This window comes from Bradyrhizobium sp. GCM10028915, from assembly GCF_042666195.1.
GTDB lineage: Bacteria > Pseudomonadota > Alphaproteobacteria > Rhizobiales > Xanthobacteraceae > Bradyrhizobium > Bradyrhizobium canariense_D.
Window position 1 is genome coordinate 1,204,007 of record NZ_JBHTFN010000044.1, and the last position, 23,478, is coordinate 1,227,484.

Consider the following 23,478-nt stretch of genomic DNA (forward strand, 5'->3'; position numbering starts at 1 on the left):
TTTGCCTAGGCGGTCGCCGGCTGCGCTTTGGACTGCGTGTTGGGCACGCCGATCCGCGCGGCGCTCTGGCGGCGCCAGTTCTCCAGCGACAGTGGCAGCTCCTCCGCCGACTCGACGCGGTTTCGGCCGCCGCGCTTGGCCTGGTAGAGCGCGGTGTCGGCCGAGGCCAGCAGCACTTCGAGCTCGGTGCCGGCCGGACCGCCGGCGACGCCGATGCTGACGGTGGTGTCGACCGGGCCCTCGTCGACGACGACGCCGGAGGTCTCGAAGGCCTCGCGCACGCGCTCAGCGACCAGCACGCCCTCCTCGAGCGAACACGGCAGGAGGGCGGCGAACTCCTCGCCGCCGATGCGACCCGACATGTCGCTGATGCGCAGATTGCTGACGACGACGGTCGAGAACAGTTTCAGCATCTCGTCGCCGGCGGGATGGCCGAACCGGTCGTTGATCGACTTGAAATGATCGATATCGAAGATCATCACGGTCACGGGACGTCCGGCCTTTGCCTCGCGCTCGATCACGCGCCCGCAGGCTTCCGAGAAGCCGCGGCGGTTGAGCATGCCGGTCAGCGGATCGGTGGAGGCGGCGGTCCGGTGCGCGGTGACGGTGCGCTCGGACACCAGCATGAAGATCACGAACACGGTGCCGACGGCATAAAGCACGAGCTCGACCGCGAACACGGTGACCCAGATGCTGCTGGCGAAACCCGCATCGTGCGGACGCAGGAAGCTGCCGAGCACGATCGGCAGCATCAAGACGCAGCCGTGCATCACCGGCACCACGAAGGCCGGCCAGCGCCGTTGCAGGCTCTTGCGTCGCTCGACCCAGAGCTCGCTGGCGGTCAACGCCGCATAGACCGACACGATGCCGGCGCCGACGATCATGCGCAGCATGGACGCGGCGGGATCGAGCAACGTGGCGGCAGCGACCCAGGCGAGCGCGCCGACCAGGAGACCCGGCCAATTCGGCTTGCGGCCGTGGAAGACGCGCGCCGCATTCCACACCATGCCGCACGCGACGAAGCCGACCGCGTTCAGCGCAAGGTAAAGATGCGGCCCCAATCTGTCGCCCGCCGCCGTCCAGAGCGCGACCGATGCGGCGCCGAGGAGATAGGCGGTGCCCCACCATTTCAGCGCAGCGCTATTCTCCTGCCTTCCGAAAAACACCATCATGGCGCCGAGCAGTGCGGCGACCATGGTGGCGACCAAATAGAGCGTGATGCTATCGAGCGACATCATGTCGGCCCCCTTCTAGACATAGCAGTTACGCGATCGGATCAACCGATTTGCGCGCCCTTCCAAAAGCGACGCTATGTCCCGCGGGTTCCATTCAGGTTTTCATGCGAGCCCAAGTTTTCAGGAAACACGCCATCAATTTGCATACAAACGAACAGCAAAAAGGGCGCTGAAATCAGCGCCCTTTTGCATCTCATTGAAGCCGCTTTCGCGACGAATGCGACCGATGCGATTAACGCTTCGAGAACTGGAAGGACCGGCGGGCCTTGGCCTTGCCGTACTTCTTGCGCTCGACCACGCGGGAGTCGCGGGTGAGGAAGCCGCCCTTTTTGAGCACGGTGCGCAGCTCCGGCTCGAAATAGGTCAGTGCCTTGGAGATGCCGTGACGGACGGCACCGGCCTGGCCGGACAGACCACCGCCGGCGACGGTGCAGATCACGTCATACTGGCCGGACCGCGCGGCCACGGAGAACGGCTGCTCGATCATCATGCGCAGCACGGGACGGGCGAAATAGACCCCGACCTCGCGCGCGTTGACCGTGACCTTGCCGGCGCCTGGCTTGATCCAGACGCGGGCGACCGCGTCCTTGCGCTTGCCGGTGGCATAGGCGCGGTTGAACTTGTCGACTTTCTTCTCGTGCTTGGGCGCGTCGGGCGCGGCCGCCGTCTTGAGCTGCGAGAGCTGGTCGAGCGACTGGATGGATTCGGCCATGTTATGCGGCCCTCGTGTTCTTGCGGTTCAACTTGGCGATGTCGATCTTCTCGGGCGTCTGGGCCTCGTGCGGATGATCGGCGCCGCCATAGACGCGGAGGTTGCCCATCTGGACGCGACCGAGCGGGCCACGCGGGATCATGCGCTCGACGGCCTTCTCGAGCACGCGCTCGGGATGCTTGCCCTCGAGGATCTGGCGCGCGGTGCGCTCCTTGACGTGGCCGACATAGCCGGTGTGCTTGTAATAGGTCTTCTGCTCGCGCTTGCGGCCGGTGAGAACCGCATGCTGCGCGTTGATGATGATGATGTTGTCGCCGCAATCAACGTGCGGGGTGTAGGTCGGGAGGTGCTTGCCGCGCAGGCGCATGGCGACGATGGTGGCGAGACGGCCGACGACCAGACCCTTGGCGTCGATCAGTACCCACTTCTTCGTCACCTCAGCCGGCTTTGCCGAAAAGGTTTTCATGTCAGAGTTTCCGTGAACGGGGAGCATCGGCGCGAACACCGCACCGGACTGGCGGTTTTCTAGAGAACAGAGGCGCCGCGGTCAATGCCCAAAGGCGGAATTTACTTGTTAAATATCAACGACTTGGAAATATGGTATTAAGATACCCGTAAAAAGTTCAAACGTTTGGAATGGAATAGGTCGAGGTGACATGCGCAATCGGATCGGGCGAGGTGCCGGACAATAGCTTCACCTCACCGACTGCGAGGCGCTTGCCGAGCTTGAGCAGCCGCGCCTCCGCCAGCACGTCCTGCCCGGGCTGGCCCTTGCGCAGGAAGTTAATGTTGAGATTGGTGGTCACCGCGAGCCCGATCGGCCCGATCGCGGACAACAGCACCACGTACATCGCGAAATCGGCGAGCGCCATCAGGGTCGGGCCGGACACGGTTCCACCCGGCCGCAGCATCTTTTCGCTATAGCGCTGACGCAAAAGGCAGGCCTGACCGTCCGCGCTCTCGATCGTGATGTCGTCGCCGCTGAAGGCCTGGGGAAACTCGTTGCGGAGGAACTGCTCGAGCTCCGCCACGCTCATTTTCGCTAACGCCATGCTGCCCCTCACCCTCGCTTCACGTCCCCTGTTACATTAAGTTATCTGCGTCATCCAATCGCAATAATCCAACCGGAAACGCTTTGATGTCCGTCCAGGCCGCCCGCGCCCCCTCCCCGCAACTGCCGATCCTGCTGCGCGAGACCGTCGGCCCTATCGCGGTCCTGACCCTGAACCGCCCGGCCGCCCGCAACAGCCTGTCGGCGGCGATGATCGCAAGCCTGCATGCCGAGCTCAACGAGATCCGCGACGACAAGTCCGTCCGCGGCGTCGTGATCGCGGCCAACGGTCCCGCCTTCTCCGCCGGCCACGACATGAAGGAGCTGACCGCGCGTCGCGGCGACCCGGATCGCGGCCGTGCCTTCTTCGCCGAGATGATGACCGCCTGCAGCGCGATGATGCAGGCGATCGTGCACCTGCCCAAGCCCGTGGTCGCATCCGTTCAGGGCATCGCCACTGCCGCCGGCTGCCAGCTCGTGGCCAGCTGCGATCTCGCGATCGCCTCGGAAGCAGCACACTTCGCCACTCCGGGCGTCGACATCGGCCTGTTCTGCTCGACGCCAATGGTGGCGCTGTCGCGCAATGTGCCGCGCAAGCAGGCGATGGAGATGTTGCTGACAGGCGAGCCGATCCCGGCCGCACGCGCTCGCGAGATCGGGCTCGTCAATCGTGTCGTCGCCGCCGGCAGCGAGCGCCATGCCGCCATTGCGCTCGCCGAACAGGTCGCGCTGAAATCCGCCTATACCGTCAAGCTCGGCAAGGAGGCGTTCTACCGCCAGGCCGAGATGAACCTTGCAGATGCCTATCGCTATGCGGCAGAGGTGATGACCGAGAACATGATGGCGCGCGACGCCGAGGAAGGCATTGGCGCCTTCATCGAGAAGCGCACGCCGACATGGCGGGATGAGTAATTCGTCATTGCGAGCGAAGCGAAGCAATCCAGAATCCCTCCTCGGAGACAGACTGGATTGCTTCGTCGCTTCGCTCCTCGCAATGACGGCGAAAGATGAGCCCGAAAAGATGAGCCAATGAACCACGACGCCTATCCCGACAATTACATCCGGGGCATCCTCAACAACGTGAAGTCGATCGCGATGGTCGGCGCTTCGCCTGCCAACGTGCGGCCGAGCTATTTCGCGTTCAAATATCTGGCCCAGCGCGGCTACGACATGATTCCGGTTAATCCCGGCCATGTCGGCAAGGAGCTGCTCGGAAAACCCTTCGTCGCCTCGCTGTCCGACATCGGCCGTCCGGTCGACATGATCGACATTTTCCGCAACTCCAGCCACATCATGCCGGTGGTCGAGGAAGCCCTCACGCTCGATCCGCTGCCGATGGTGATCTGGATGCAGTTGGGGGCGCGCGACGATGCGGCGGCGCTGAAGGCGGAATCGGTCGGTATCAAGGTGGTGATGAACCGCTGCCCCAAGATCGAATATGGCCGCCTGTCGTCGGAGATCTCGTGGATGGGCGTCAATTCGCGCACGCTGAGCTCCAAACGCGCTCCGGTACCGACGCAGGGCATGCGGCTATCCCTCAATCGGATGAGTGTCGGCGGCGGCGACACTGCGGCATCGGACCGCGCCGCCAAAAACAAGACCGAGCAAAGCTGACGCAATTGCGAAGGTTTCATTCGCGAACGCGACAATGCGTAGCACGATCGTTCCGATGTGAAGCCGCGCCTTGACGGCAGCCGCGGCGCCAATCAGCATGCCGCGCGATTTCAGACCACGAGAACAGGACGCCCTCAATGAGCGATCGCCTTCCGGGATTTTCGACCCTCGCCGTGCATGCCGGTGCACAGCCCGATCCCACCACCGGTGCGCGCGCGACTCCGATATATCAAACGACGTCGTTCGTCTTCAACGATGCCGACCACGCCGCCTCTCTGTTCGGCCTGCAGGCGTTCGGCAACATCTATACCCGCATCGGCAATCCCACCAACGCCGTGCTGGAAGAGCGCGTCGCGGCGCTCGAAGGCGGCACGGCCGCGCTGGCGGTGGCCTCGGGCCATGCCGCGCAGGTCGTGGTGTTGCAGCAATTGCTCCAGCCCGGCGACGAGTTCATCGCCGCGCGAAAGCTCTATGGCGGCTCCATCAACCAGTTCACCCACGCGTTCAAGAGCTTCGGCTGGAACGTGGTGTGGGCCGATCCCGACGACATCGCGAGCTTCGAACGCGCGGTCACGCCGCGCACGAAAGCGATCTTCATCGAGTCCATCGCCAATCCCGCCGGCAGCATCACCGACATCGAGGCGATCTCGACGGTGGCGCGCAAGGCGGGCGTACCGCTCATCGTCGACAATACGCTGGCCTCGCCCTATCTGATCCGCCCGATCGACCACGGCGCCGACATCGTCGTGCACTCGCTGACGAAATTTCTCGGCGGCCACGGCAATTCGATCGGCGGCATCATCGTCGATGCCGGCACTTTCGACTGGTCGACAGGCGGCAAATATCCGATGCTATCGGAGCCGCGGCCCGAATATCACGGCATCCGGCTCCAGGAGACGTTTGGCAATTTCGCCTTCGCGATCGCCTGCCGCGTGCTCGGCCTGCGCGACCTCGGACCCGCGCTGTCGCCGTTCAACGCCTTCATGATCCTCACCGGCATCGAGACATTGCCGCTGCGCATGCAGAAGCACTGCGACAATGCGAAAGCGGTCGCCGAATTCCTCGCCGGCCATCCGGCGGTGGCCGCGGTGAACTATGCGGGCCTTGCAAGCGACAAGTACAACCAGCTCGCGCGCAAATACGCGCCGAAGGGTGCCGGCGCCGTGTTCACCTTCAGCCTGAAGGGCGGCTACGATGCCGGCGTCAGCCTGGTGTCGAAGTTGCAGCTGTTCTCGCATCTGGCCAATGTCGGCGACACCCGTTCGCTGGTCATCCATCCGGCCTCGACCACGCACAGCCAGCTCGACGACGCCGCCAAGGTCAAGTCCGGCGCCGGCCCCGACGTGGTGCGGCTCTCGATCGGCATCGAGGACAAGGAAGATTTGATCGCCGATCTGGAACAGGCACTGGGCACGTAGCTGTCCTGGACATTCCGGGGCGCTTTGATGTGCCCCGGGAGTCCGGCTCCAGTTAACAGTCATTAACCATATCTGCCGCATACATCGTCACTGGATCGCCCCCTTTGATTCGGAGCCGACGATGCTGCGCTGGATGGTGCCTGCCCTTGCGGCGATGTTGACAGTCTCAGCTGCGTTCGCCGCCGATCTGCCGGCCACGCCGAGGCGGCGGGCCGCCGCTCCGCCGCAGGAGCCGCCGCAGGTCTATGTCGAGACCGATCCGGATGCGCTGATCTCGCCGGCCTACGGCATCGGCAGCTACGTCCGCAATTTACCGGGTACGCCACTGCTGCCGGGGTCGCACACGCTGCCGGGCTATTACGGCCGCCCCTGGGACTACGATTACCAGGGCGCGTATTACGGCGGGAAGCAGGTCGATTATTTCTGGCGCCTGCCCTACTCGTGCGGCATCTACGGCTATTGCTGAAGAGCAGATCCGATCAGCCGGCCTGACCGACGGGAACGGCGCGCGGCTGCGCTTCGGTTGCGCCACGCGGCGCGAGCCGCTCTGTCTGCATCACCGCAAGCGTCAGCACCACGATCGCAACTGCCTGATGCGCGAGCGCGAGATCGATCGGCACCTGGTTGAGCAGCGTGAGGATGCCGAGCACGCCTTGCAGGCTGACCGCGCCCAGCAGCAAGAGCGCGCCGCTTGCCGCAGAACCCGCGCGTGAACGGACCGCATCGAACGTGTGCAACGCCGCCAGCGCGAACAGCGCATAGGCCGTCATCCGGTGCTCGAACTGCACCGTCAGCACATTGTCGAACATGTTGCGCCACCACGGCGTCTCGAACCACAGCCGCTCCCCTGAGGGAATGAACGCGCCGTCGATCTGCGGCCAGGTGTTGTAGGCGCGGCCGGCGCGCAGGCCCGCAACCAGAGCACCAAAATAGATCTGGATAAAGGTCACCGCGAGGAGCAAGGCGCTGGTAAAGCGCAGCCGCGACGATGCTGCGATCTGCGGACGCCCGGCGAGCCGCCGCACCGTCCAGACGATGCCGGCGAAGATCACGAGCGCGAGCATAAGATGTGTCGCCAGCCGATATTGCGACACCTCGACGCGTTCGGACAGCCCCGAGGCCACCATCCACCAGCCGACCGCGCCCTGGAGGCCGCCGAGCCCAAACAATAGCCACAGCCGCCGCTTCAACTCACCGGACAGGCCGCCGCGCCAGAGGAAGAACAGGAACGGCAACAGATAGGCGACGCCGATGAAACGGCCGAGCAGCCGATGGCTCCATTCCCACCAGAAGATCTCCTTGAACTCGGACAGGCTCATGCCGGCGTTGAGTTCGCGATATTGCGGGATCGTCTTGTAGGCCTCGAAGGCCGCCGTCCACTGCGCTTCCGAAAGTGGCGGCACGCTGCCCGTGACCGGCTTCCACTCGACGATCGAGAGCCCGGATTCCGTCAGCCGCGTTGCGCCTCCGACCAGCACCATCAGCGCGATCAGCGCAGCCACTGAGATCAGCCACCAGCGCACGGCGCGATACGGCTCGGACGGGGCGGAATTCGTCGTCATTCGAGGCAAAACCAGAGCTTGAACCGGACTGCGTGCCCCTTATAGTCCCCCGCTCCCGCAGCGCAAGTTACGCGAAAGCCGCGATATTCCGTCATGACGATCCGCACTCGCAAGTTCCTCGGCACCATCCTGCTCCTGGTGCTCGCCACCGTCTGGGCACTGCTCGGCATGGCGCTGGCGCAGATGCCGTGGATCGCCGAATCCGGCTGGCGGCAGGCGATCTACTACGTGGTGGTCGGCATGGGCTGGGTGCTGCCGGCGATGCCGATCGTGAGCTGGATGCAGCGGCCGGACCGGGCCAAGTCGAGTTCGTAGCGCTTCCAGTTCGTAGCGCTTCTAGGTCCCAGCAGTGCCAGTCGGCTTCACCGGCGCAAAAGCGACCCCCGACACCAGCACCCGCATCATGCGCAGCGAGCGCACCCGGCCGTCCCAGGAAATGCGCGGCAGCGCGCGCAGATTGGTGCGTCCCTCCGCGTCCACCACGCCCGGGATCGTCGTCACCGCGCTGGCAAAGCCCGCCTCCTCCGCCATGATGACATGGCTGCGCCGGAACGAGGCGCGATCACCGAACGGAAAGGCGAGATGCCGGATGTCGCGATCGAAGGCCGCCTCCGCCACCGCCTTGCCCATCGTCATCTCGCGCAGTGCGGCCGCATCCTTCATGTTGGCGAGAACGGGATAGTTCACGGTCGCACTGCCGATTGTCACCAGCGGATCGGCCGAAAGCCTTGCCAGATCCTCCCAATTCATCGATGCCTCGCGTGAGAGCGCGGCAAGGTCGACCCGGTAGCGCGTGCAGAGGTCTGCGATCGCAGCCGACACATCCGCCGGCGGCAGCGAGCGCAGCCAGGCCTCGAGGAACGAAAACAGCGCCTGCTTCTCCGCGTTGCCAGTCACAGTGAAGCGCTGCTCCTTCTCGCCCATCAAGAGACTGACACGGCTCTCGCGCGCGATCACCTGTTCGAGTCCGAGCCACCAGGCCTCACCGACGCCGTCGGGAAACGCCGTGGGCACATAGATCGTGAAGGGCACGGCGTGGCGCGCCAGCACCGGATAGGCAAAGTCGATCAGATCCTTGCCGGCGCCGTCGAAGGTGAGTGCCACGAAGCGCCGCTGTTCCGACAGCGTCACCGCGCGCCGGCAGACCTCGTCCATGCCGACGAAATCATAGTTCCACCGCTTCAGCGCGCGAATGGCGCGATCGAGGAAATGCGGCGTGATCTCGTTCTCGCGCAGCGGCTGAAACCCGCCGCGCCGGCGCGACCGCACATGCGCAAAGCGCAGGATGGCGCCGGCTCCACGACTGCGCAGCGCAGCCTGGCCCGTGAACCAGGTCAGCTCAAGTCGCAGCCGTTCCAGCCATCTGTCGTCGGATGCCAATGTCCCACCTCGCGCCCGTCGGCGGCCGGTCCCCTCTTATAGTCATTACCCTTTGTTGACATTTCTTTGCAAAGGTCGGCCACAGGCCGAATTACGCATATTTTTGATTTCTCGACAGGTTCGCGAATGACCATGGCTGCGGCGATGCAAAGCCGGACGGCAGAATTGCCAGCGCAGTCGAAAGCGGGCCGCATCGCGCATGTCGATATCGTGACCGATCTCGGCGCGGCCGAGGCCGTCTGGCGCGCCTTCGAGCAGCCCGGTCATCTCTTCACGCCCTATCAGCGATTTGATCTGCTCAGTCCCTGGCAGCGTCTGGTCGGCGAGCAGGAACGCGCCCGCCCCTTTATCGTCATTGCCCGCGACTCCGAGCATCGGCCGCTGCTGCTGCTGCCGCTCTCGCTGCGCCAAAGCCACGGCGTGCGCACCGCCTGCTTCATGGGCGGCAAGCATACGACCTTCAACATGGGCTTGTGGAACGCCGAATTTGCAGCGCAGGTCGCCAGCGGTGATCTCGACGCGCTGCTTGCGCCGCTCAACGAACATGCCGACGTGCTCGCACTGACGCAGCAGCCGCTGCACTGGAACGACCAGCAGAACCCGTTCGCGCATTTGCCACGCCAAAGCGCGATCAACGGCTGCCCGCTGCTCACGATGGAACCGGGCGGTCCGCCGGCATCGCGGATCAGCAACTCCTTCCGCCGCCGCCTCAAGAGCAAGGAGAAGAAGCTCCAGGCGCTCGCCGGCTATCGCTATCATTTGGCGACCACCGATGCGGACATCACCCGCCTGCTCGACTGGTTCTTCCGTATCAAGCCGGCTCGGATGGCCGAACAGAAGCTGCCCAACGTCTTCGCAGAGCCCGGCGTCGAGCAATTCGTCCGCAGCGCCTGCCTTGCACCACGCGGCGACGGCCGCGTCATCGACATCCACGCGCTCGAATGCGACGACGAGGTGATCGCAATCTTCGCTGGCGTCGCCGACGGCCAGCGCTTCTCGATGATGTTCAACACCTACACGATGTCCGAGCACGCCCGCTACAGCCCCGGGCTGATCCTGATGCGCTACATCATCGACCGCTGCGCCGAGCGCGGCTACCGCTCGCTCGACCTCGGCATCGGCTCGGACGAGTACAAGCGGATGTTCTGCAAGGACGACCAGGACATCTTCGACAGTTTCGTTCCGCTGACGTCACGCGGAAAGCTCGCGGCCATGGCGATGTCCTCGCTGAGCCACGGCAAGCGGCTGGTGAAACAGAACCAGATGTTGTTCGACCTGGCGCAGCGGCTGCGGCGAGCGTTCGGGTAGCTCTCGCCATTGCACGACTGCCCACCTTCTCCCCTTGTGGGAGAAGGTGGCGCGAAGCGCCGGATGAGGGGTTGTATCAGCAAGTCAAAATGCGAGAGGCACGCGCGGAGAGAGACCCCTCACCCGTCTCGCCGCTATCGCGGCGAGCCACCCTCTCCCACAGGGGGAGAGGGTAAGAAACGCCTACGCCGCCACGACGCGCGGCGCGTCCCTCGCATCCGACGGCTGCACCGGTCTGTTCAGCATCGTCACTTCATTGAATCCGACGGCGCTGAGCTGCTCGCACATCAGTGCGCGCGCATCCGGCGCCATCGACGCGTCGGGCACGACGACGGCGCGGGCATTCGCCGTCAGGAGCTCCGCCGGAAGGTCGGAGGCACTGCCGGCATCGAGCAGCACGTGGTCGTAGGCGCGCAGCAGCGCGTCGATCGCGAGCGTCACGCGGGGCGACTGCAACAGGCTGCGATCGAAGCCGGGGCGGCCTGCCATGACCAGATGCAGCCGCGAGAGCTTGTCCCGGGTGATGATCTGCGCGAACGACGCCTCGCCCTGCATCAGTTCGGCGAGGCCGGGTGCCGAGGCATCGACGGACACGGCGGCCATGGTCGGCGAGGACGCGGCGAGATCGACCACGACGACCCGCGCATCGCGCGCCAGGTGCCGGGCCAATGTCAGCGTCGACAGCGTGATGGCTTCGCCGCTCGCAGTGCCGAGCACCGTGACCTTCTTCGCCATGGCTCCGGCGGCGCGCAGGCTGTCGGCCAGATGCTCGATCTCCGCGAATTCGGCGACATCGGCATCGGCCGTCATCTCCGGCTGCAGCGGCGCGGGTTCTGCCATGACCGGGTCGACGACCGGATCGGCGAAGGGCTCGACGACCACCGGTTGGACGATTTGTTCCTGGCGAGCCGACGCCCGCATGAGCGTTGGCGTGAACACCGCCACCGCACGGGGCGCGGTCTGGCGCAACAACTCTCCGGTGACGACGACGCCCGACGAGAGCAGCAGTGTCGCGATCGTCGCGATCAGCACGATCGGCAGCTTCTTCGGGTAGGCCGGCGTGTTCGAGACGACGGCGCGCGAGATGATGCGGCCATCCGTCGGCGCGGTGTCGATGGTCTCGCGGGTGTTGGCCTCACGGTACTTCGCGAGATAGGTTTCGAGCAGGTCGCGCTGCGCCTTGGCCTCACGCTCGAGGGCGCGGAGCTGCACGTCCTGGCCGTTGGTGGCCGTCGCCTGCTTCTTGAGCTGCTCGAGGCTCGCCGACAATTCCTGAACGCGCCCGCTGGCGGCACGCGCATCGTTTTCGAGCGTGCGGGCGAGCTTGGCGGCCTCGTCGCGGATCTGGGTGTCGAGGTCGGCGAGCTGCGCCTTCAACTCCTTGATGCGCGGATGGTTGCCGAGCAACGTCGACGATTGCTCGGCCAGCTGGGCCCGCAACGCCACGCGCTGCTGCGAAGGCGTGCGCATCGATTCCGAGTTCAAAATTTCCGACGATTCGATCGGTTTGCCGCTCTGGATCATCTCGCGGATCAGGCGCGCCTTGGACTCGGCATCGGCCTTGAGCGCGCGCGCATTGTTGAGCTGGGTGTTGACCTCGCCCATCTGCTGGTTCGATAGCGTCGTGTTGTTGGTGCCGACGAACAGGCTCGACTTGGAGCGGAAGTCCTCGGCCTTCGCTTCGGCCTCGGAGACATTCCGTCGCAGCTCATCGATCCTGCCGGCATACCACTGGCTGGCGTTTCGGGCCTGGTCCTGGCGCGCATCCTGCTGGAGCACGAGATAGCCGTCGGCGATCGAATTGGCGACGCGCACGGCGAGATCGGGATCGGCAGACTGGAATTCGATCACGATGACGCGTGACTTGTCGACGGCGTAGGCCTGGAGGCGCTCGTAATAGGCGTCCAGCACCCGCTCTTCCGGCGTCATCGAGAACGGATCGCGGCCGATGCCGACCAGCGCCGCAAGAGACTTCAGCGGCGAAACGCCTTGCAGCACCGGATCGAACTCGGGCCGCTCCGCAAGCTTGTTCTTCTTGATGATCTCGCGCGCGAGATCGCGCGACAGCACGAGCTGCACCTGGCTGGTGACGGCTTCGGCGTCGAGCGCCTGCCGTTCCTCGGCGCGATCGCTATTGGGCCGCAGAAACACGTTCTCACGGCCGTCGATCAGGATACGGGATTCAGACTTGTAGCGCGGCGTGATGAGATTGACGATTGCGATGGATGCGACGAGCGCCAGCACCGTCGGAACGATGATCCAGCCGCGCTTGCGCGCCAATGCCGCGCCGAGCGCGTGCAGGTCGATGTCGCCGGATTCGACTGGCGCCGACCGCGGAGCAACGGGCGCAGGCTTTGCTTCAATGCTGGGCTCGAGTTCAGCCCGCTTGGCTGCTGCCTTCGAGACAGCCCGCTTGACCACCGCCTTGTCCTTGCCGGCACGCCAGAACGCTAAACGCATCGAACACTCCCGCAGGCGCAACGCCACGAACCTACCTCAACCAGGGCGATTACACTCCATTAAGGTTGCCGCTGGGTTAATCGCAGCGTCGGGCGGCTCGCGCAGGTGCGTCCGTCACCGTTTGTTAACCACGAGGCCTCTTAATCCGTCTCGATATTTCGTCAGATTGTTCGAGCATTCGCCGTCGAGCGCTGGTTTTGATCATGCCCCCCTCTCCCGACCAGCCGCTTCGCATCCTGCACGCCGTGCGCGCTCCGGTCGGCGGCATCTTCCGCCACATCCTCGACGTCGCCAACGGCCAGGTCGATCGTGGCCATCACGTCGGAATTCTCGCCGACAGTCTCACCGGCGGTGAGCGCGCCGACAAGGCCCTTGCCGAGCTCGCACCGCGGCTGAAGCTCGGCGTGCACCGGATGGCGATCCGCCGCGAACCGTCGCCTGACGATGTCCTGGTCTGGTTTCGCTTGCGGCGCCTGATCGCCACGCTCAAGCCCGACGTCATGCATGGCCACGGCGCCAAGGCCGGCGCTTTCATCCGGATGCGGCGGCGATCCGACGACACCATCCGCATCTACACCCCGCATGGCGGCTCGTTGCATTATCCCCTCAACACCCTCAAGGGCGAGTTTTACGCGCGGCTCGAGCGTGCGCTGATGGATGCGACCGACCTGTTCCTGTTCGAAAGCGCGTTTGCCCGCGACACCTATCAGCGCATCGTCGGCAAGCCGAAGGGCGTGGTGCATTGCGTCTTCAACGGCGTGACGCCGGAGGAATTCGAACCTGTCGTCATGGCCGACGACGCCACCGACCTCGCTTATGTCGGTGAGTTCAGGCACATCAAGGGCGCCGATCTGCTGGTCGACGCGGTGGCGCGCCTGCACGAGGGCGGTAAGAAGGTCACGCTGACGCTCGGCGGTGACGGCGAGGAGACCGCGGCGCTCAAAGCGCAAGTCGAGAGGCTCGGCCTCTCCAGCGCCATCCGCTTCATCGGTCACGTCAAGGCACGCTACGGCTTTTCCAAGGGGCGGCTGCTGGTCGTTCCCTCGCGTGGCGATTCCATGCCCTATGTCGTGATCGAGGCCGGTGCCGCCGGGATACCGATGATTGCGTCCAAGATCGGCGGCATTCTCGAGATTTTCGGCGCGGAGAACCCGGCGCTGTTTGCGCCGAGCAACGCGGAAGCCATGGCGGAGGCGATCGCGGCCGCGCTCGACAATCCGCTGGGAACAGCGCAGCGCGCCTTGTCGCTTCGCGAGCGCATCTCCGCGCATTTCTCGCAGCAGGCGATGGTCGAGGGCGTGCTCGCGGGCTATCGCGACGCATTTACCAATCACTAACCATTCTTAAGACCCGCTTTAGAGAATCTTCCGATTTGTCCGATAACCCAAGCGCCAGGGGATACTCGCCCGGGACGCAAGGACGCGGCCCGCGGGTTTTTGGAATGGACGTGGACGCCCGTGGAACCGCTCAACGCACGCTCGATGCTCGATGCCGCGACCAGCGCCGCGGCGAAGCCGGCTGACCGGCCCTTTGTGGAGCGGCGTCAACGGCTCTCGGCCGCCGCGCTCGACGTCGTCAACCAGAAGGTCGCCCGCGCCTATTCGCCGATCGTGATCACCGGCTTCGTGCGCCTCGCCGATTTCGCGCTGCTGAGCCTCGTCGGCATCGTACTCTATCTCGGCTATGTCATGCCGCACGCCGGCTCCTTCAGCTGGATCTATCCCGCGCAGATCATCGCCGTCGCGGTCTCCGCCGTGGTCTGCTTCCAGGCCGCCGACATCTATCAGGTGCAGTTGTTCCGCGGTCAGCTCCGGCAGATGACGCGGATGATCTCGTCCTGGTCGTTCGTCTTCCTGTTGTTCATCGGCATCTCCTTCTTCGCCAAGTTCGGCAGCGAAATATCGCGGCTCTGGCTTGCCGCCTTTTACGTCCTCGGGCTCGCCGCGCTCCTCTGCGAGCGTCTGGTGCTGCGCTCGCTAGTGCGCGCCTGGGGGCGCGAGGGCCGGCTCGACCGCCGCACCATCATCGTCGGCTCCGACCGCAACGGCGAACAATTGGTCGAGGCGCTGAAGCAGCAGGAGGATTCCGACATCCATGTGCTCGGCGTGTTCGACGACCGCAACGACAGCCGCGCGCTCGACACCTGTGCCGGCGCGCGCAAGCTCGGCAAGGTCGACGACATCGTCGAATTCGCCCGCCGCACCCGCGTCGATCTCGTGCTGTTCGCGCTACCGATCTCCGCCGAGACGCGCATCCTGGAGATGCTGAAGAAGCTCTGGGTGCTGCCGGTGGACATCCGCCTCTCCGCACACACCAACAAGCTGCGCTTCCGCCCCCGCTCCTATTCCTATATCGGCCAGGTGCCGACGCTGGACGTGTTCGAGGCGCCGATCACCGACTGGGACCTGGTGATGAAATGGCTGTTCGACCGCATGGTCGGCACCCTCGCGCTGCTCGTGGCCTTGCCGGTGATGGGATTGGTAGCGCTGGCCGTGAAGCTCGACAGCCCCGGACCCGTGCTGTTCCGCCAAAAGCGCTTCGGCTTCAACAACGAGCGCATCGACGTCTACAAGTTCCGCTCAATGTACCATCATCAGGCCGATCCGACGGCCTCGAAGGTCGTGACCAAGAACGACTCGCGCGTCACCCGCGTCGGCCGCTTCATCCGCAAGACCAGCCTCGACGAGCTGCCGCAGCTCTTCAACGTGGTCTTCTCCGGCGATCTCTCTTTGGTCGGCCCACGTCCGCATGCGGTACAGGGCAAGCTGCAGAGCCGCCTGTTCGACGAAGCCGTCGACGGCTATTTCGCCCGCCACCGGGTCAAGCCCGGCATCACCGGCTGGGCCCAGATCAACGGCTGGCGCGGTGAGATCGACAACGAAGAGAAGATCCAGAAGCGCGTCGAGTTCGACCTCTATTACATCGAGAACTGGTCGGTGCTGTTCGATCTCGTCATTCTGCTGAAGACGCCGATCTCGCTGCTGACCAAGAACGAGAACGCGTATTGAGTTGAATATTTCCGTCATGCCCCTCCTTGTGCGCTGTTGCGCACTGGGGCGGGGCATCCGGTACTCCGCGGCGCCGGCCGTTTCCGCAATAGACGCCGCGGAGTACTGGATCGCCCGGTCAAGCCGGGCGATGACAGCGGTATTTGTGGCGTACCAGTTGCGTAAACGTGTGAGCGTGTGATGGCGTATGCGGCAACAGCCGGGGAGATGAATGCAGCGGTTCGGGCCGCGCCCGGCGTGTTGGCGCTCCAGCGCGCGCTGGTATGGCTGGTCGGCGCCTCCGGCGCGATCGTGTTCATCGAGCCGAGCCCCTACGAGATCGTGACGCTGCTGGCCACCGTCACCTTCTTCGCCACCGGACTGCGTCTGCGGCTCGCTTTGATGCCGCTGGTGCTGATGCTGGTCCTGCTCAATATCGGCTATACGATCAGCGCGATCCCGCTGTTCGAGCAGTCCGAGGTGGTCAGCTGGATTGCGACCTCCTGGTACATGGCGGTGACGGTCGTGTTCTTCGCCATGGTCACGTCGGAGGACACCGCTGCCCGGCTCGACATGCTCCGCCGCGGGCTCGTGATCGGCGCGATGGTCGCCTCGCTGTCGGCGGTCGCCGGCTACTTCCACCTGGTTCCCGGCGGCGACGACCTCCTGACACTGTACGGACGCGCGCGCGGCACCTTCAAGGATCCGAACGTGCTCGGCGCCTTCCTGATCCTGCCGGCGCTGTTCTCGCTGCAGACCGTCGTCTCCGACAAGTTCGGCAAGGCCCTCCGCAACGTCATCGCCTTCGGCATCATGTCGCTCGCGATCCTGCTCGCGTTCTCCCGGGCCGCCTGGGGCGGGCTGGTGCTGACATCCGCCTTCATGCTGGCGCTGATGGTGCTGACCAGCCGCACCAACGCGCAGCGCTCGCGCATCATCGTCATGGCGATTTTGGCCGCGGTGCTGGGCCTCGCGCTGATCGCGGTGTTGATGTCGTTCGATTCCACCGCCGAAATGTTCAAGCAGCGCGCGAGCTTCGACCAGAGCTACGACGAAGGCAGGTTCGGCCGGTTCGGCCGGCACATCCTGGGAGCGGAGATGGCGCTCGACCTGCCGTTCGGCATCGGCCCGCTGCAATTCCACCGCTTCTTCCCCGAGGACACCCACAACTCTTATCTCAACGCCTTCATGTCCGGCGGCTGGCTGTCAGGCATCTGCTATCCCGCGCTGGTCTTCACGACCGTCATCATGGGTGTCAGGCACATCTTCGTGCCCGTGCCCTGGCAGCGCGCTTATCTGGCGGTGTTCTCCGCCTTCGTCGGCACCGTCGGCGAAAGCTTCGTGATCGACACCGACCACTGGCGGCACTTCTGGATGATGCTGGGCGCGATGTGGGGCATGATCGCGGCTGCACAGATCTACAAGGCTAGGTCTGGCGACGAAGCTTCTTCAGCTTGAGATCGGGGCGTTTCTCCGGCGGCGTGTCGAGCAGGCCCTTCAGCGCCGCGGTCGCCGCGAGCACGCCCTTGTAGCCCTCATTGGCGAAGCGCAGCAGCAGGCGCAATTCCTGGTCGGAATAGCCGCCAAAAACCTTCTCCATCGCCTGCTGCATCGGCACGTAGAACTGGCCGAGCCTTTCGATCGCCTCCGGCACGACGGCAATGAAGACCTTGCGACGATCGGCATCGTCGCGCTCACGACGGACCAGGCCCGCCTTTTCGAGCCGGTCGACCACGCCGGTGATGGCGCCGGTCGTGAGCCCCGTGACTTCGGCGAGCCGGCCGGCGGTGACGCGGCCTTCGAGGTACAGGATGTCCATGCATTCGAGGTCGGAATTGGCGATTCCGGCAACGTTCGCAACGGTCTGGCCATAAAGCACGCCCTGCGCGGACGACCTGCGCATCGCCTCCTCGAGCTCCTGCAGCAGCGCGGCGCGCGCCTTCGTCCTTGACAAGGCAAACCTCGTATCTTAGTCGATATATATCTTAGTCACTAAGAGATTTAGCGACTGTAATTCTCCTAGCACCACGGAAACGTCGGGAGCAAGCCATGTCCTATCGTCCTCGCAAGGCCCTGATCATCGGCGCCGGCATCGCCGGCCCCGTCGCGGCGGTCCTGCTGCGCCGCGCCGGCATCGAGTCCGCGATCTACGAAGGCTGGCCCTATTCGAAAGGCATCGGCGGCGGCCTTCAGATCGCGCCGAACGGCATGCAAGTCATGGACGAGATTGGCCTTTCCAATGAGCTGATCAGCCGCGGCTCGATCGCGGAATCGTTCGACTTCTATTCGCAAGCCGGAGAGAGGCTCGGCTCGATCAATCGCGACATGGCGCGGCGCTTCGGCCAGCCCGCGGTCAATGTCTGCCGCGCCACGCTGAACGAGATGCTGATCGACAAGGCCTGGTGCGCATGCGTTTCACTTTATTTCGAGAAGCGCCTGATCAAGATCGAGGATCGCGCCGACCAGCCGATCATCGCCTACTTCGCCGACGGTACCACGGCCGAAGGCGACTTCGTGATCGGCGCCGACGGCGTGCACTCGGTGACGCGGCGCCAAGTCGTCCCGGACGGGCCGCAGCCGTTCGATACCGGACTGATCGGCTTCGGCGGCTTCGTGCCGCACGCCGTCCTGGATGGCCGGCCGATCGGCCGGCACGTTGAAACCACGTTCGGACAGAGCGGCTTCTTTGGCTACGGCTATTGCAGCCCCGATCCGAACGACGGCGTGATGTGGTGGAGCACGCAACCCGCGCACGGCATGGACGCGGCGATGTTTCGCGCGCTCGACCATGCAACGCTGAAGCAGCACCTGCGCGGCTTCCACCGCGGCTGGCACGATCCGATCCCTGGCATCATCGAGGCAGCCGAGAACATCGTGGTCACCGACACGCTCGACGTCGCCACCCTGCCGACCTGGTCGCGCAAGCGCTCGCTGCTGATCGGCGATGCCGCCCATGCGACCAGCCCCCATGCCGGCCAGGGCGCCTCGCTCGCGCTGGAGGATGCGATGCGCCTCGCCCGGTTGATGCAGCAAGGCCGGGAGCTCGGCGCCACCTTCCAGGCCTTCGAGGCCGAACGGCGCCCGCGCACGGAAAAGATCGTCGCCATGGCCCGCCGTAACGGCAACAACAAGCGCGAGTTCAGCGCCACCGGCGCGTGGATTCGCAATCAGATGATGAAATGGCTGCTGCCGCTGGGCGCGAAAAGCATGGAGTTCATGTACGCCTACGACGCGCGGGCGGTGTAGTGGCACGAACGCTGTCATGCCCGCCTTGTGCGCACTTGCGCACCGGGGCGGGCATCCAGTACGCCGCGGCCTCTCGATTCAATCGGTGCCGTCTCTGGAATACTGGATCGTCCGGTCGAGCCGGACGATGACACCGTGATTGCGGCAAGTGACCGCCTCTACTTCTCCACCGCGAACGTCAGCCCGGCATTCTCGACCAGCCGCTTGATCAGCTTGTGCTGCATCGCCGCGCCCGGGGTCCAGAAGCCGGCTGCGACGTCAGTCGTGTCCCGCAGCATGCAGATGGCGCATTCGGAGATCATCTTCGAGGTCGAGCCGTAGCCGGGATCGCGGTCGCCGGTGACGCCGGCGCGAACCATGCGGCCATCGGGTGCGATCGCGACATAGAGCAGATCGAACAGACCGTTTTCACGCTCTTCCTTCGACGGCCCCTCGCCCGGCTTCGGTGCGTCGGGGCCGGTCTTGCCCGCATTGGCAGCCATCACGAGCTTGGCGTTGGCCTCGCCCTTCTCGCCGGGACCGGTCAGGACCATCTCGTCGTAGACGAAGTCCTGGCCGTAGGGGAATCCCATCAGCATGTTGGAGCGGTGAACGTTGCGCGTGTTGATCAGCGCCATCGTGAACGGCGCGGCCCAGGATTGCAGATCCTCCTCGAAGGCGGCCCTGTTGCCTTTCGGCTGCTTCGGGCCGGTGAAGCCGGGCGTCAGCGCAAAATGATCGTTGAGAATCGCGACAAGGCTGAGATCCTTGGCCACCGCATCGAAGGTCGCCTTAGCGCTGGCGGCGGTGCCGCCCGAGAGCGTGCCCCGCATGTCGCGCACACGCCCTTTCACCCGCGGGGCCGGCGCGCCGAAGACACGTTTAGCCTCTTCCTGGACGAAGAATGTACCGAGCTCGAACGGCACGGAATCGTAGCCGCACGACAACACGATCCGCGCGCCGCTCTCTTTTGCAGCCGCCTCGTACTTGTCGATCATCTGGCGCATCCAGATCGGCTCGCCGCAGAGATCGAAATAATCCGTGCCCGTGGCCACGCAGGCCGCGAGCAACTCCTCGCCGTAGAGCTGATACGGGCCGACGGTGGTGATCACCGACATGGTCTGCTCCGCCATCGCCTTCAGCGAAGCCGCATCCGAGGCATCCGCGACAATCAACGCCGTATTCCCGGGCGCGCCAATCGCATCGCGGACCGATTTCAGCTTGCCGAGGCTGCGGCCTGCCATCGCCCATTTGAGCGCGTGGTCGCTCTTGTAACGCTGGGTCAGGTATTCGGCGACGAGCTGGCCGGTAAAACCGGTCGCGCCATAAACGACGATGTCGAATTTCGCAGAGCTCATGATCCGCCTTTGCTTTACTTCTTCGCGTAGCTCACGCCCATGCCGGCACGGACGTCGCTTTGAATACCATAGGGCGGGATCGGATAACGCAGGCCGTTCTTCGCCAGCGCCTTCATGCCCACAACCGCCTTGGCGAGATGTTCCGGCTTCAGGGCCATCAGCATCTCCTCGTCCGGCACGCCGCCATAGCGCCGTTCGGCGTAGCATGGCAAGGACAGGCTGGGCTCACCGCTCTTGAGCGCCCTGCCCCAGGAATCGGCGCAAGCGGTCTCGCCGACCACGCCCCATTCGAACTTCTTGTAGCCGGTGTATTGCAGCCCGTTGATCAGGATGATCATCTGCCCCGGCGTGGCATAGACGAGACAAATGTCCGGCGGATCGAACCGGCCGCTCGCCAGCGGACTGACCGCGAGCGCCTGATATTGCCCGAACGGAACCACGTCCAGCGCCTCCTGGCGCTTGCGTGCGTCCTCCGCCGTGCCGTGCCAGACCCCGACATAGTTTTCGCCGGCGAGCCATTTCTCGTCCTGCGGTGCAAGGCCGATCACCGCGCGGCATTGCGCGCCGACGAGATCATCGGCCGTGATGCCCACGGTCCAGCCCAGGCGCGCAGCCATGCTGACGATCTGGTCGGTGGTGTGGACCGCGTTCGGCCGCCGGATTTTCGGGATTGCCTCCATGTCCGCGGTCCGCGCGAACAGCTTCATGCCGATCACCGTGGTCTTCAGCCGCAACAGGCTGTTGAGATCGGCGACGAGGCCGGCAAGATCGATGCTGTCTGCACTCTGCTGTTGCATGGCGTCCTCCGGGGCCGGCGACCGTGAGCCGGTGCTGTTATTGCTTCTTGAACGGTTCTAGTCCTTCGCCGGCCCCGGGAGCAACTCGCCAGTCCGGCCCATCAGGCGGTAGGCGACGAGCCCGATCCATTCGCGCACGGCGACCTCGGTTCGGCCGAGCCCGTCCGTGCCGACATTGGTGAAAGAGAAGAGATCGTCACGCCCGCCCATTCGCCAGTCCACGGGATAGGCTTCGACGTCGAATCCCGCCATGCGAAAGATTCCCATCGAACGCGGCATGTGAAAGGCCGACGTGACCAGGAGCCAGCGTTCGCCCGCCTTCGGCGACACCAATTGTTTGGTGAAGATGGCATTCTCGTAGGTGTTGCGGGAGTCCCGCTCCAGGATCAGGCGCTGCTTCGCGATGCCCAGATTCTCCAGGATCGGCGCGGAGTAGTCGGCCTCCCGGGAGTCCTTCGAAACCAGGTTCGCGGTGCCCCCGGTGAAGACAATGCGCGTGTTCGGATAGCGGCGCGCGAGCTCGGCCGGCGCAAACAGGCGATCGGCCGCGTGCGCGACGACCGGCGTGCGGTGCGCCGCCGACAGATCGGTGTCGATCGAGCCGCCGAGCACGATGATGCCATCGGGCGCACCGCGCGACGGATCCCACGGCGGAAAACGCGACTCCAGCGGATAGAGCAAGAGGTTGCCGAGCGGCGAAAACGCGGCGAGCGCCAGCAGGATCAGCGTGGCCGCGGCGAGCTTGCGGCCGAAGGCGGCAAAGCGCGTCGCCATCAGGACGATCGAGACGATTCCGAGCTCGATCATCAAGTTGATCGGCAGCACCGCTGCGCCGAGGGTCTTGGACAGGACAAAAAGCAGGGGAGCCTCGCTGGAATGATCGTGCCTGTTGCGCGCGGGCTTGACCCGCCCGTCGATCTTCAGAAAGCTTCTTGGAAGAGGATCGATTGCCTGGTCAAGCCCGGGCCTGTGAAACGGACGGACGCCACATGACCCATCACCACCTGCATTCCAGCCCCGAGACCTGCCATTGGGGGTTCTTCGAGGCTGCGCTCAAGCCCGTCCTCACCATCGCGAGCGGTGACGAGGTCACGGTCGACACCATCAGCGGCGGTCCGGACATGCTGCCCGACCGCAGCAAATTTCACATTCCGCCCGAGATGCACGAGGTTCATGCCCAGAACGAGCGCATGCTGCCCGGCCACATCCTCACCGGCCCGATCGCGCTCGAGGGCGCCGAGCCCGGCGACGTGCTCGCGGTCGAGATCCTCGACGTCCAGCTCCGGCAGGATTGGGGCTGGAACATGATCAAGCCGCTGTCCGGCACCCTGCCCGACGATTTCCACGAGACGCGCATTCTGAACATCCCGCTCGACCGTTCCCGGATGGTCGCCCGCATGCCGTGGGGGCTGGACCTGCCGCTCAAGCCGTTCTTCGGCGTGATGGGCGTTTCGCCGCCGCCGGCCTGGGGCCGCATCTCCTCGCTCGTTCCTCGCGCCATGGGCGGCAATCTCGACAACAAGGAGCTTGGCGCCGGGGCGACGCTGTATCTGCCGGTGTTCGTCCCGGGCGCGCTGTTCTCCTGCGGTGACGGCCATGGCGTGCAGGGCGACGGCGAGGTTTGCGTCACCGCGATCGAGACCGCGCTTCAGGGCCGCTTTCGCCTGACGCTGCGCAAGGACCTCAGGCTCGACTATCCCCGTGGCGAGACGGCGACGCATTACATGACCATGGCGATGGACCCCGATCTGGACCAGTGCGTGGTGCGGGCGCTGCGCGACATGATCGTGCTGCTCGGCGAGAGGCGCAATTTGTCGCGCGAGGACGCCTATACGCTGTGCAGCCTGGCGGCCGATCTGCGGGTGACCCAGACCGTCAACGGCTCCAAGGGCATCCATTGCATGATCGAAAAGACGATCGTGCACGGCTGAGCCGACCGGCCCACTCCTGACCGGTCGAAGCCACGCCGCCGCCGGCCTGCCGCGCGGCGTGCCTTGCCATGCCTAAATTTCCCTCGCGATTCCAACGGGCTGACCAGGCGCCGCAGCCTGCATTTGACTTCTGCCTCCAAACCTAAATAGAGTCTTAATCGTAACTTTTATGTACCCGAGTAAGAGGCTAGCGTTCGGCCATGGCCACCGAAAAAGCCGAGACTGACCGCATTCCCGTAACCCTGGCGCTCTCGACCATCACCTATCTGGAGAAGCTGGTGAGACAGGGCACCCACGGCACCAGCGTTCCCGGCGTCGCACGTACCTTGATCGAGGAAGGCATCCGTCTCGCCATCAAGGACGGGCTTTTGTCGATTCGCGACAATGGCAGGACGTGAGCGCGCGCCGAACGTGAGGCGGACGGATCTCGAGAGGCGGAT

At 64.8% G+C, this 23,478-nt stretch carries 23 protein-coding genes; 12 read left to right on the forward strand and 11 right to left on the reverse strand.

The genetic code is table 11. The annotated features are described in order from the left end of the window. Positions 1-5 precede the first annotated feature (5 nt). The 4 genes from ACFQX9_RS25960 to ACFQX9_RS25975 form a co-directional block, all read right to left on the reverse strand. On the reverse strand, positions 6-1,238 hold the full coding sequence (locus tag ACFQX9_RS25960; RefSeq protein ID WP_018455119.1) for a diguanylate cyclase: 1,233 nt from the start codon (positions 1,236-1,238) through the stop codon (positions 6-8). A 229-nt stretch (positions 1,239-1,467) separates the two neighbouring features. Then, positions 1,468-1,947, reverse strand: coding sequence for a 30S ribosomal protein S9 (rpsI, locus tag ACFQX9_RS25965; protein ID WP_377791021.1), 480 nt, complete (start codon positions 1,945-1,947; stop codon positions 1,468-1,470). A gap of 1 nt (position 1,948) precedes the next feature. Continuing rightward, positions 1,949-2,413, reverse strand: coding sequence for a 50S ribosomal protein L13 (rplM, locus tag ACFQX9_RS25970; protein ID WP_018455120.1), 465 nt, complete (start codon positions 2,411-2,413; stop codon positions 1,949-1,951). Positions 2,414-2,570: 157 nt separating this feature from the next. Next, entirely contained in the window at positions 2,571-2,999 is a 429-nt protein-coding gene (locus tag ACFQX9_RS25975) for a PaaI family thioesterase (protein ID WP_007603483.1), read from the reverse strand. Between the two features lie 86 nt (positions 3,000-3,085). Here ACFQX9_RS25975 and ACFQX9_RS25980 point away from each other — a divergent pair, with 86 nt between their 5' ends. The 4 genes from ACFQX9_RS25980 to ACFQX9_RS25995 all read left to right on the forward strand — a co-directional run bounded on the left by ACFQX9_RS25980 (position 3,086) and on the right by ACFQX9_RS25995 (position 6,496). After that, positions 3,086-3,910, forward strand: coding sequence for an enoyl-CoA hydratase (locus tag ACFQX9_RS25980; RefSeq protein ID WP_204511362.1), 825 nt, complete (start codon positions 3,086-3,088; stop codon positions 3,908-3,910). A 117-nt stretch (positions 3,911-4,027) separates the two neighbouring features. Continuing rightward, on the forward strand, positions 4,028-4,612 hold the full coding sequence (locus tag ACFQX9_RS25985) for a CoA-binding protein (protein WP_018455123.1): 585 nt from the start codon (positions 4,028-4,030) through the stop codon (positions 4,610-4,612). Positions 4,613-4,749: 137 nt separating this feature from the next. Continuing rightward, entirely contained in the window at positions 4,750-6,030 is a 1,281-nt protein-coding gene (locus tag ACFQX9_RS25990) for an O-acetylhomoserine aminocarboxypropyltransferase (protein WP_085353375.1), read from the forward strand. A 121-nt stretch (positions 6,031-6,151) separates the two neighbouring features. Continuing rightward, entirely contained in the window at positions 6,152-6,496 is a 345-nt protein-coding gene (locus tag ACFQX9_RS25995; RefSeq protein WP_247385784.1) for a hypothetical protein, read from the forward strand. Between the two features lie 13 nt (positions 6,497-6,509). On the opposite strand, the gene ACFQX9_RS26000 is transcribed toward ACFQX9_RS25995, so the two are convergent. After that, positions 6,510-7,592, reverse strand: a complete 1,083-nt coding sequence (locus ACFQX9_RS26000; protein WP_377791022.1) for a COX15/CtaA family protein — start codon at positions 7,590-7,592, stop codon at positions 6,510-6,512. 93 nt (positions 7,593-7,685) lie between these two features. Between ACFQX9_RS26000 and ACFQX9_RS26005 the strand changes: the two genes are divergently transcribed. Further along, positions 7,686-7,907 (forward strand): DUF2842 domain-containing protein, encoded by a 222-nt coding sequence (locus ACFQX9_RS26005; protein WP_007603477.1) that lies wholly within the window; start codon positions 7,686-7,688, stop codon positions 7,905-7,907. A 21-nt stretch (positions 7,908-7,928) separates the two neighbouring features. On the opposite strand, the gene ACFQX9_RS26010 is transcribed toward ACFQX9_RS26005, so the two are convergent. Next, complete coding sequence (locus ACFQX9_RS26010; RefSeq protein ID WP_018455127.1) at positions 7,929-8,972, reverse strand: polysaccharide deacetylase family protein; 1,044 nt, start codon at positions 8,970-8,972, stop codon at positions 7,929-7,931. 126 nt (positions 8,973-9,098) lie between these two features. Between ACFQX9_RS26010 and ACFQX9_RS26015 the strand changes: the two genes are divergently transcribed. After that, entirely contained in the window at positions 9,099-10,280 is a 1,182-nt protein-coding gene (locus ACFQX9_RS26015; protein WP_085353381.1) for a GNAT family N-acetyltransferase, read from the forward strand. Between the two features lie 183 nt (positions 10,281-10,463). Here the strand turns inward: ACFQX9_RS26015 and ACFQX9_RS26020 are convergent, their stop codons facing one another. Further along, positions 10,464-12,740 (reverse strand): exopolysaccharide transport family protein, encoded by a 2,277-nt coding sequence (locus ACFQX9_RS26020; protein WP_085353383.1) that lies wholly within the window; start codon positions 12,738-12,740, stop codon positions 10,464-10,466. A 203-nt stretch (positions 12,741-12,943) separates the two neighbouring features. Here ACFQX9_RS26020 and ACFQX9_RS26025 point away from each other — a divergent pair, with 203 nt between their 5' ends. The 3 genes from ACFQX9_RS26025 (at position 12,944) to ACFQX9_RS26035 (ending at position 17,185) form a co-directional block, all read left to right on the forward strand. Further along, positions 12,944-14,077 carry a glycosyltransferase family 4 protein gene (locus tag ACFQX9_RS26025; RefSeq protein ID WP_085353585.1) on the forward strand — a complete coding sequence of 378 codons (1,134 nt, stop codon included), beginning with the start codon at positions 12,944-12,946 and terminating at the stop codon, positions 14,075-14,077. A 120-nt stretch (positions 14,078-14,197) separates the two neighbouring features. Continuing rightward, complete coding sequence (locus tag ACFQX9_RS26030) at positions 14,198-15,748, forward strand: undecaprenyl-phosphate glucose phosphotransferase (RefSeq protein WP_377791023.1); 1,551 nt, start codon at positions 14,198-14,200, stop codon at positions 15,746-15,748. A gap of 180 nt (positions 15,749-15,928) precedes the next feature. Next, entirely contained in the window at positions 15,929-17,185 is a 1,257-nt protein-coding gene (locus ACFQX9_RS26035) for an O-antigen ligase family protein (protein WP_377791024.1), read from the forward strand. Here ACFQX9_RS26035 and ACFQX9_RS26040 read toward each other — a convergent pair. Then, on the reverse strand, positions 17,154-17,630 hold the full coding sequence (locus ACFQX9_RS26040) for a MarR family winged helix-turn-helix transcriptional regulator (protein ID WP_051112981.1): 477 nt from the start codon (positions 17,628-17,630) through the stop codon (positions 17,154-17,156). The genes ACFQX9_RS26035 and ACFQX9_RS26040 overlap by 32 nt on opposite strands. Before the next feature lie 146 nt (positions 17,631-17,776). Here ACFQX9_RS26040 and ACFQX9_RS26045 point away from each other — a divergent pair, with 146 nt between their 5' ends. Further along, a complete protein-coding gene (locus tag ACFQX9_RS26045; RefSeq protein WP_018455134.1) occupies positions 17,777-18,973 on the forward strand; it encodes an FAD-dependent monooxygenase in 1,197 nt (398 codons plus the stop codon). A gap of 158 nt (positions 18,974-19,131) precedes the next feature. Here ACFQX9_RS26045 and ACFQX9_RS26050 read toward each other — a convergent pair whose 3' ends face one another. From ACFQX9_RS26050 to ACFQX9_RS26060, 3 genes are read right to left on the reverse strand one after another with little or no spacing between them, the layout of a single operon-like run. Further along, on the reverse strand, positions 19,132-20,310 hold the full coding sequence (locus ACFQX9_RS26050; RefSeq protein ID WP_204511369.1) for a trans-acting enoyl reductase family protein: 1,179 nt from the start codon (positions 20,308-20,310) through the stop codon (positions 19,132-19,134). A gap of 14 nt (positions 20,311-20,324) precedes the next feature. Beyond that, positions 20,325-21,107, reverse strand: a complete 783-nt coding sequence (locus ACFQX9_RS26055; protein WP_377791025.1) for a DUF169 domain-containing protein — start codon at positions 21,105-21,107, stop codon at positions 20,325-20,327. A 57-nt stretch (positions 21,108-21,164) separates the two neighbouring features. Further along, entirely contained in the window at positions 21,165-21,914 is a 750-nt protein-coding gene (locus tag ACFQX9_RS26060) for a YdcF family protein (protein ID WP_377791026.1), read from the reverse strand. Between the two features lie 182 nt (positions 21,915-22,096). On the opposite strand from ACFQX9_RS26060, the gene ACFQX9_RS26065 reads away from it, so the two are divergent. Together ACFQX9_RS26065 and ACFQX9_RS26070 are read left to right on the forward strand one after the other, a co-directional pair. Continuing rightward, the gene (locus tag ACFQX9_RS26065; RefSeq protein ID WP_018455138.1) at positions 22,097-23,038 is read left to right on the forward strand and encodes an acetamidase/formamidase family protein; all 942 of its coding nucleotides are present in this window, start codon (positions 22,097-22,099) and stop codon (positions 23,036-23,038) included. Between the two features lie 200 nt (positions 23,039-23,238). After that, entirely contained in the window at positions 23,239-23,436 is a 198-nt protein-coding gene (locus ACFQX9_RS26070; RefSeq protein WP_007603456.1) for a hypothetical protein, read from the forward strand. The last annotated feature ends 42 nt before the right edge of the window (positions 23,437-23,478 follow it).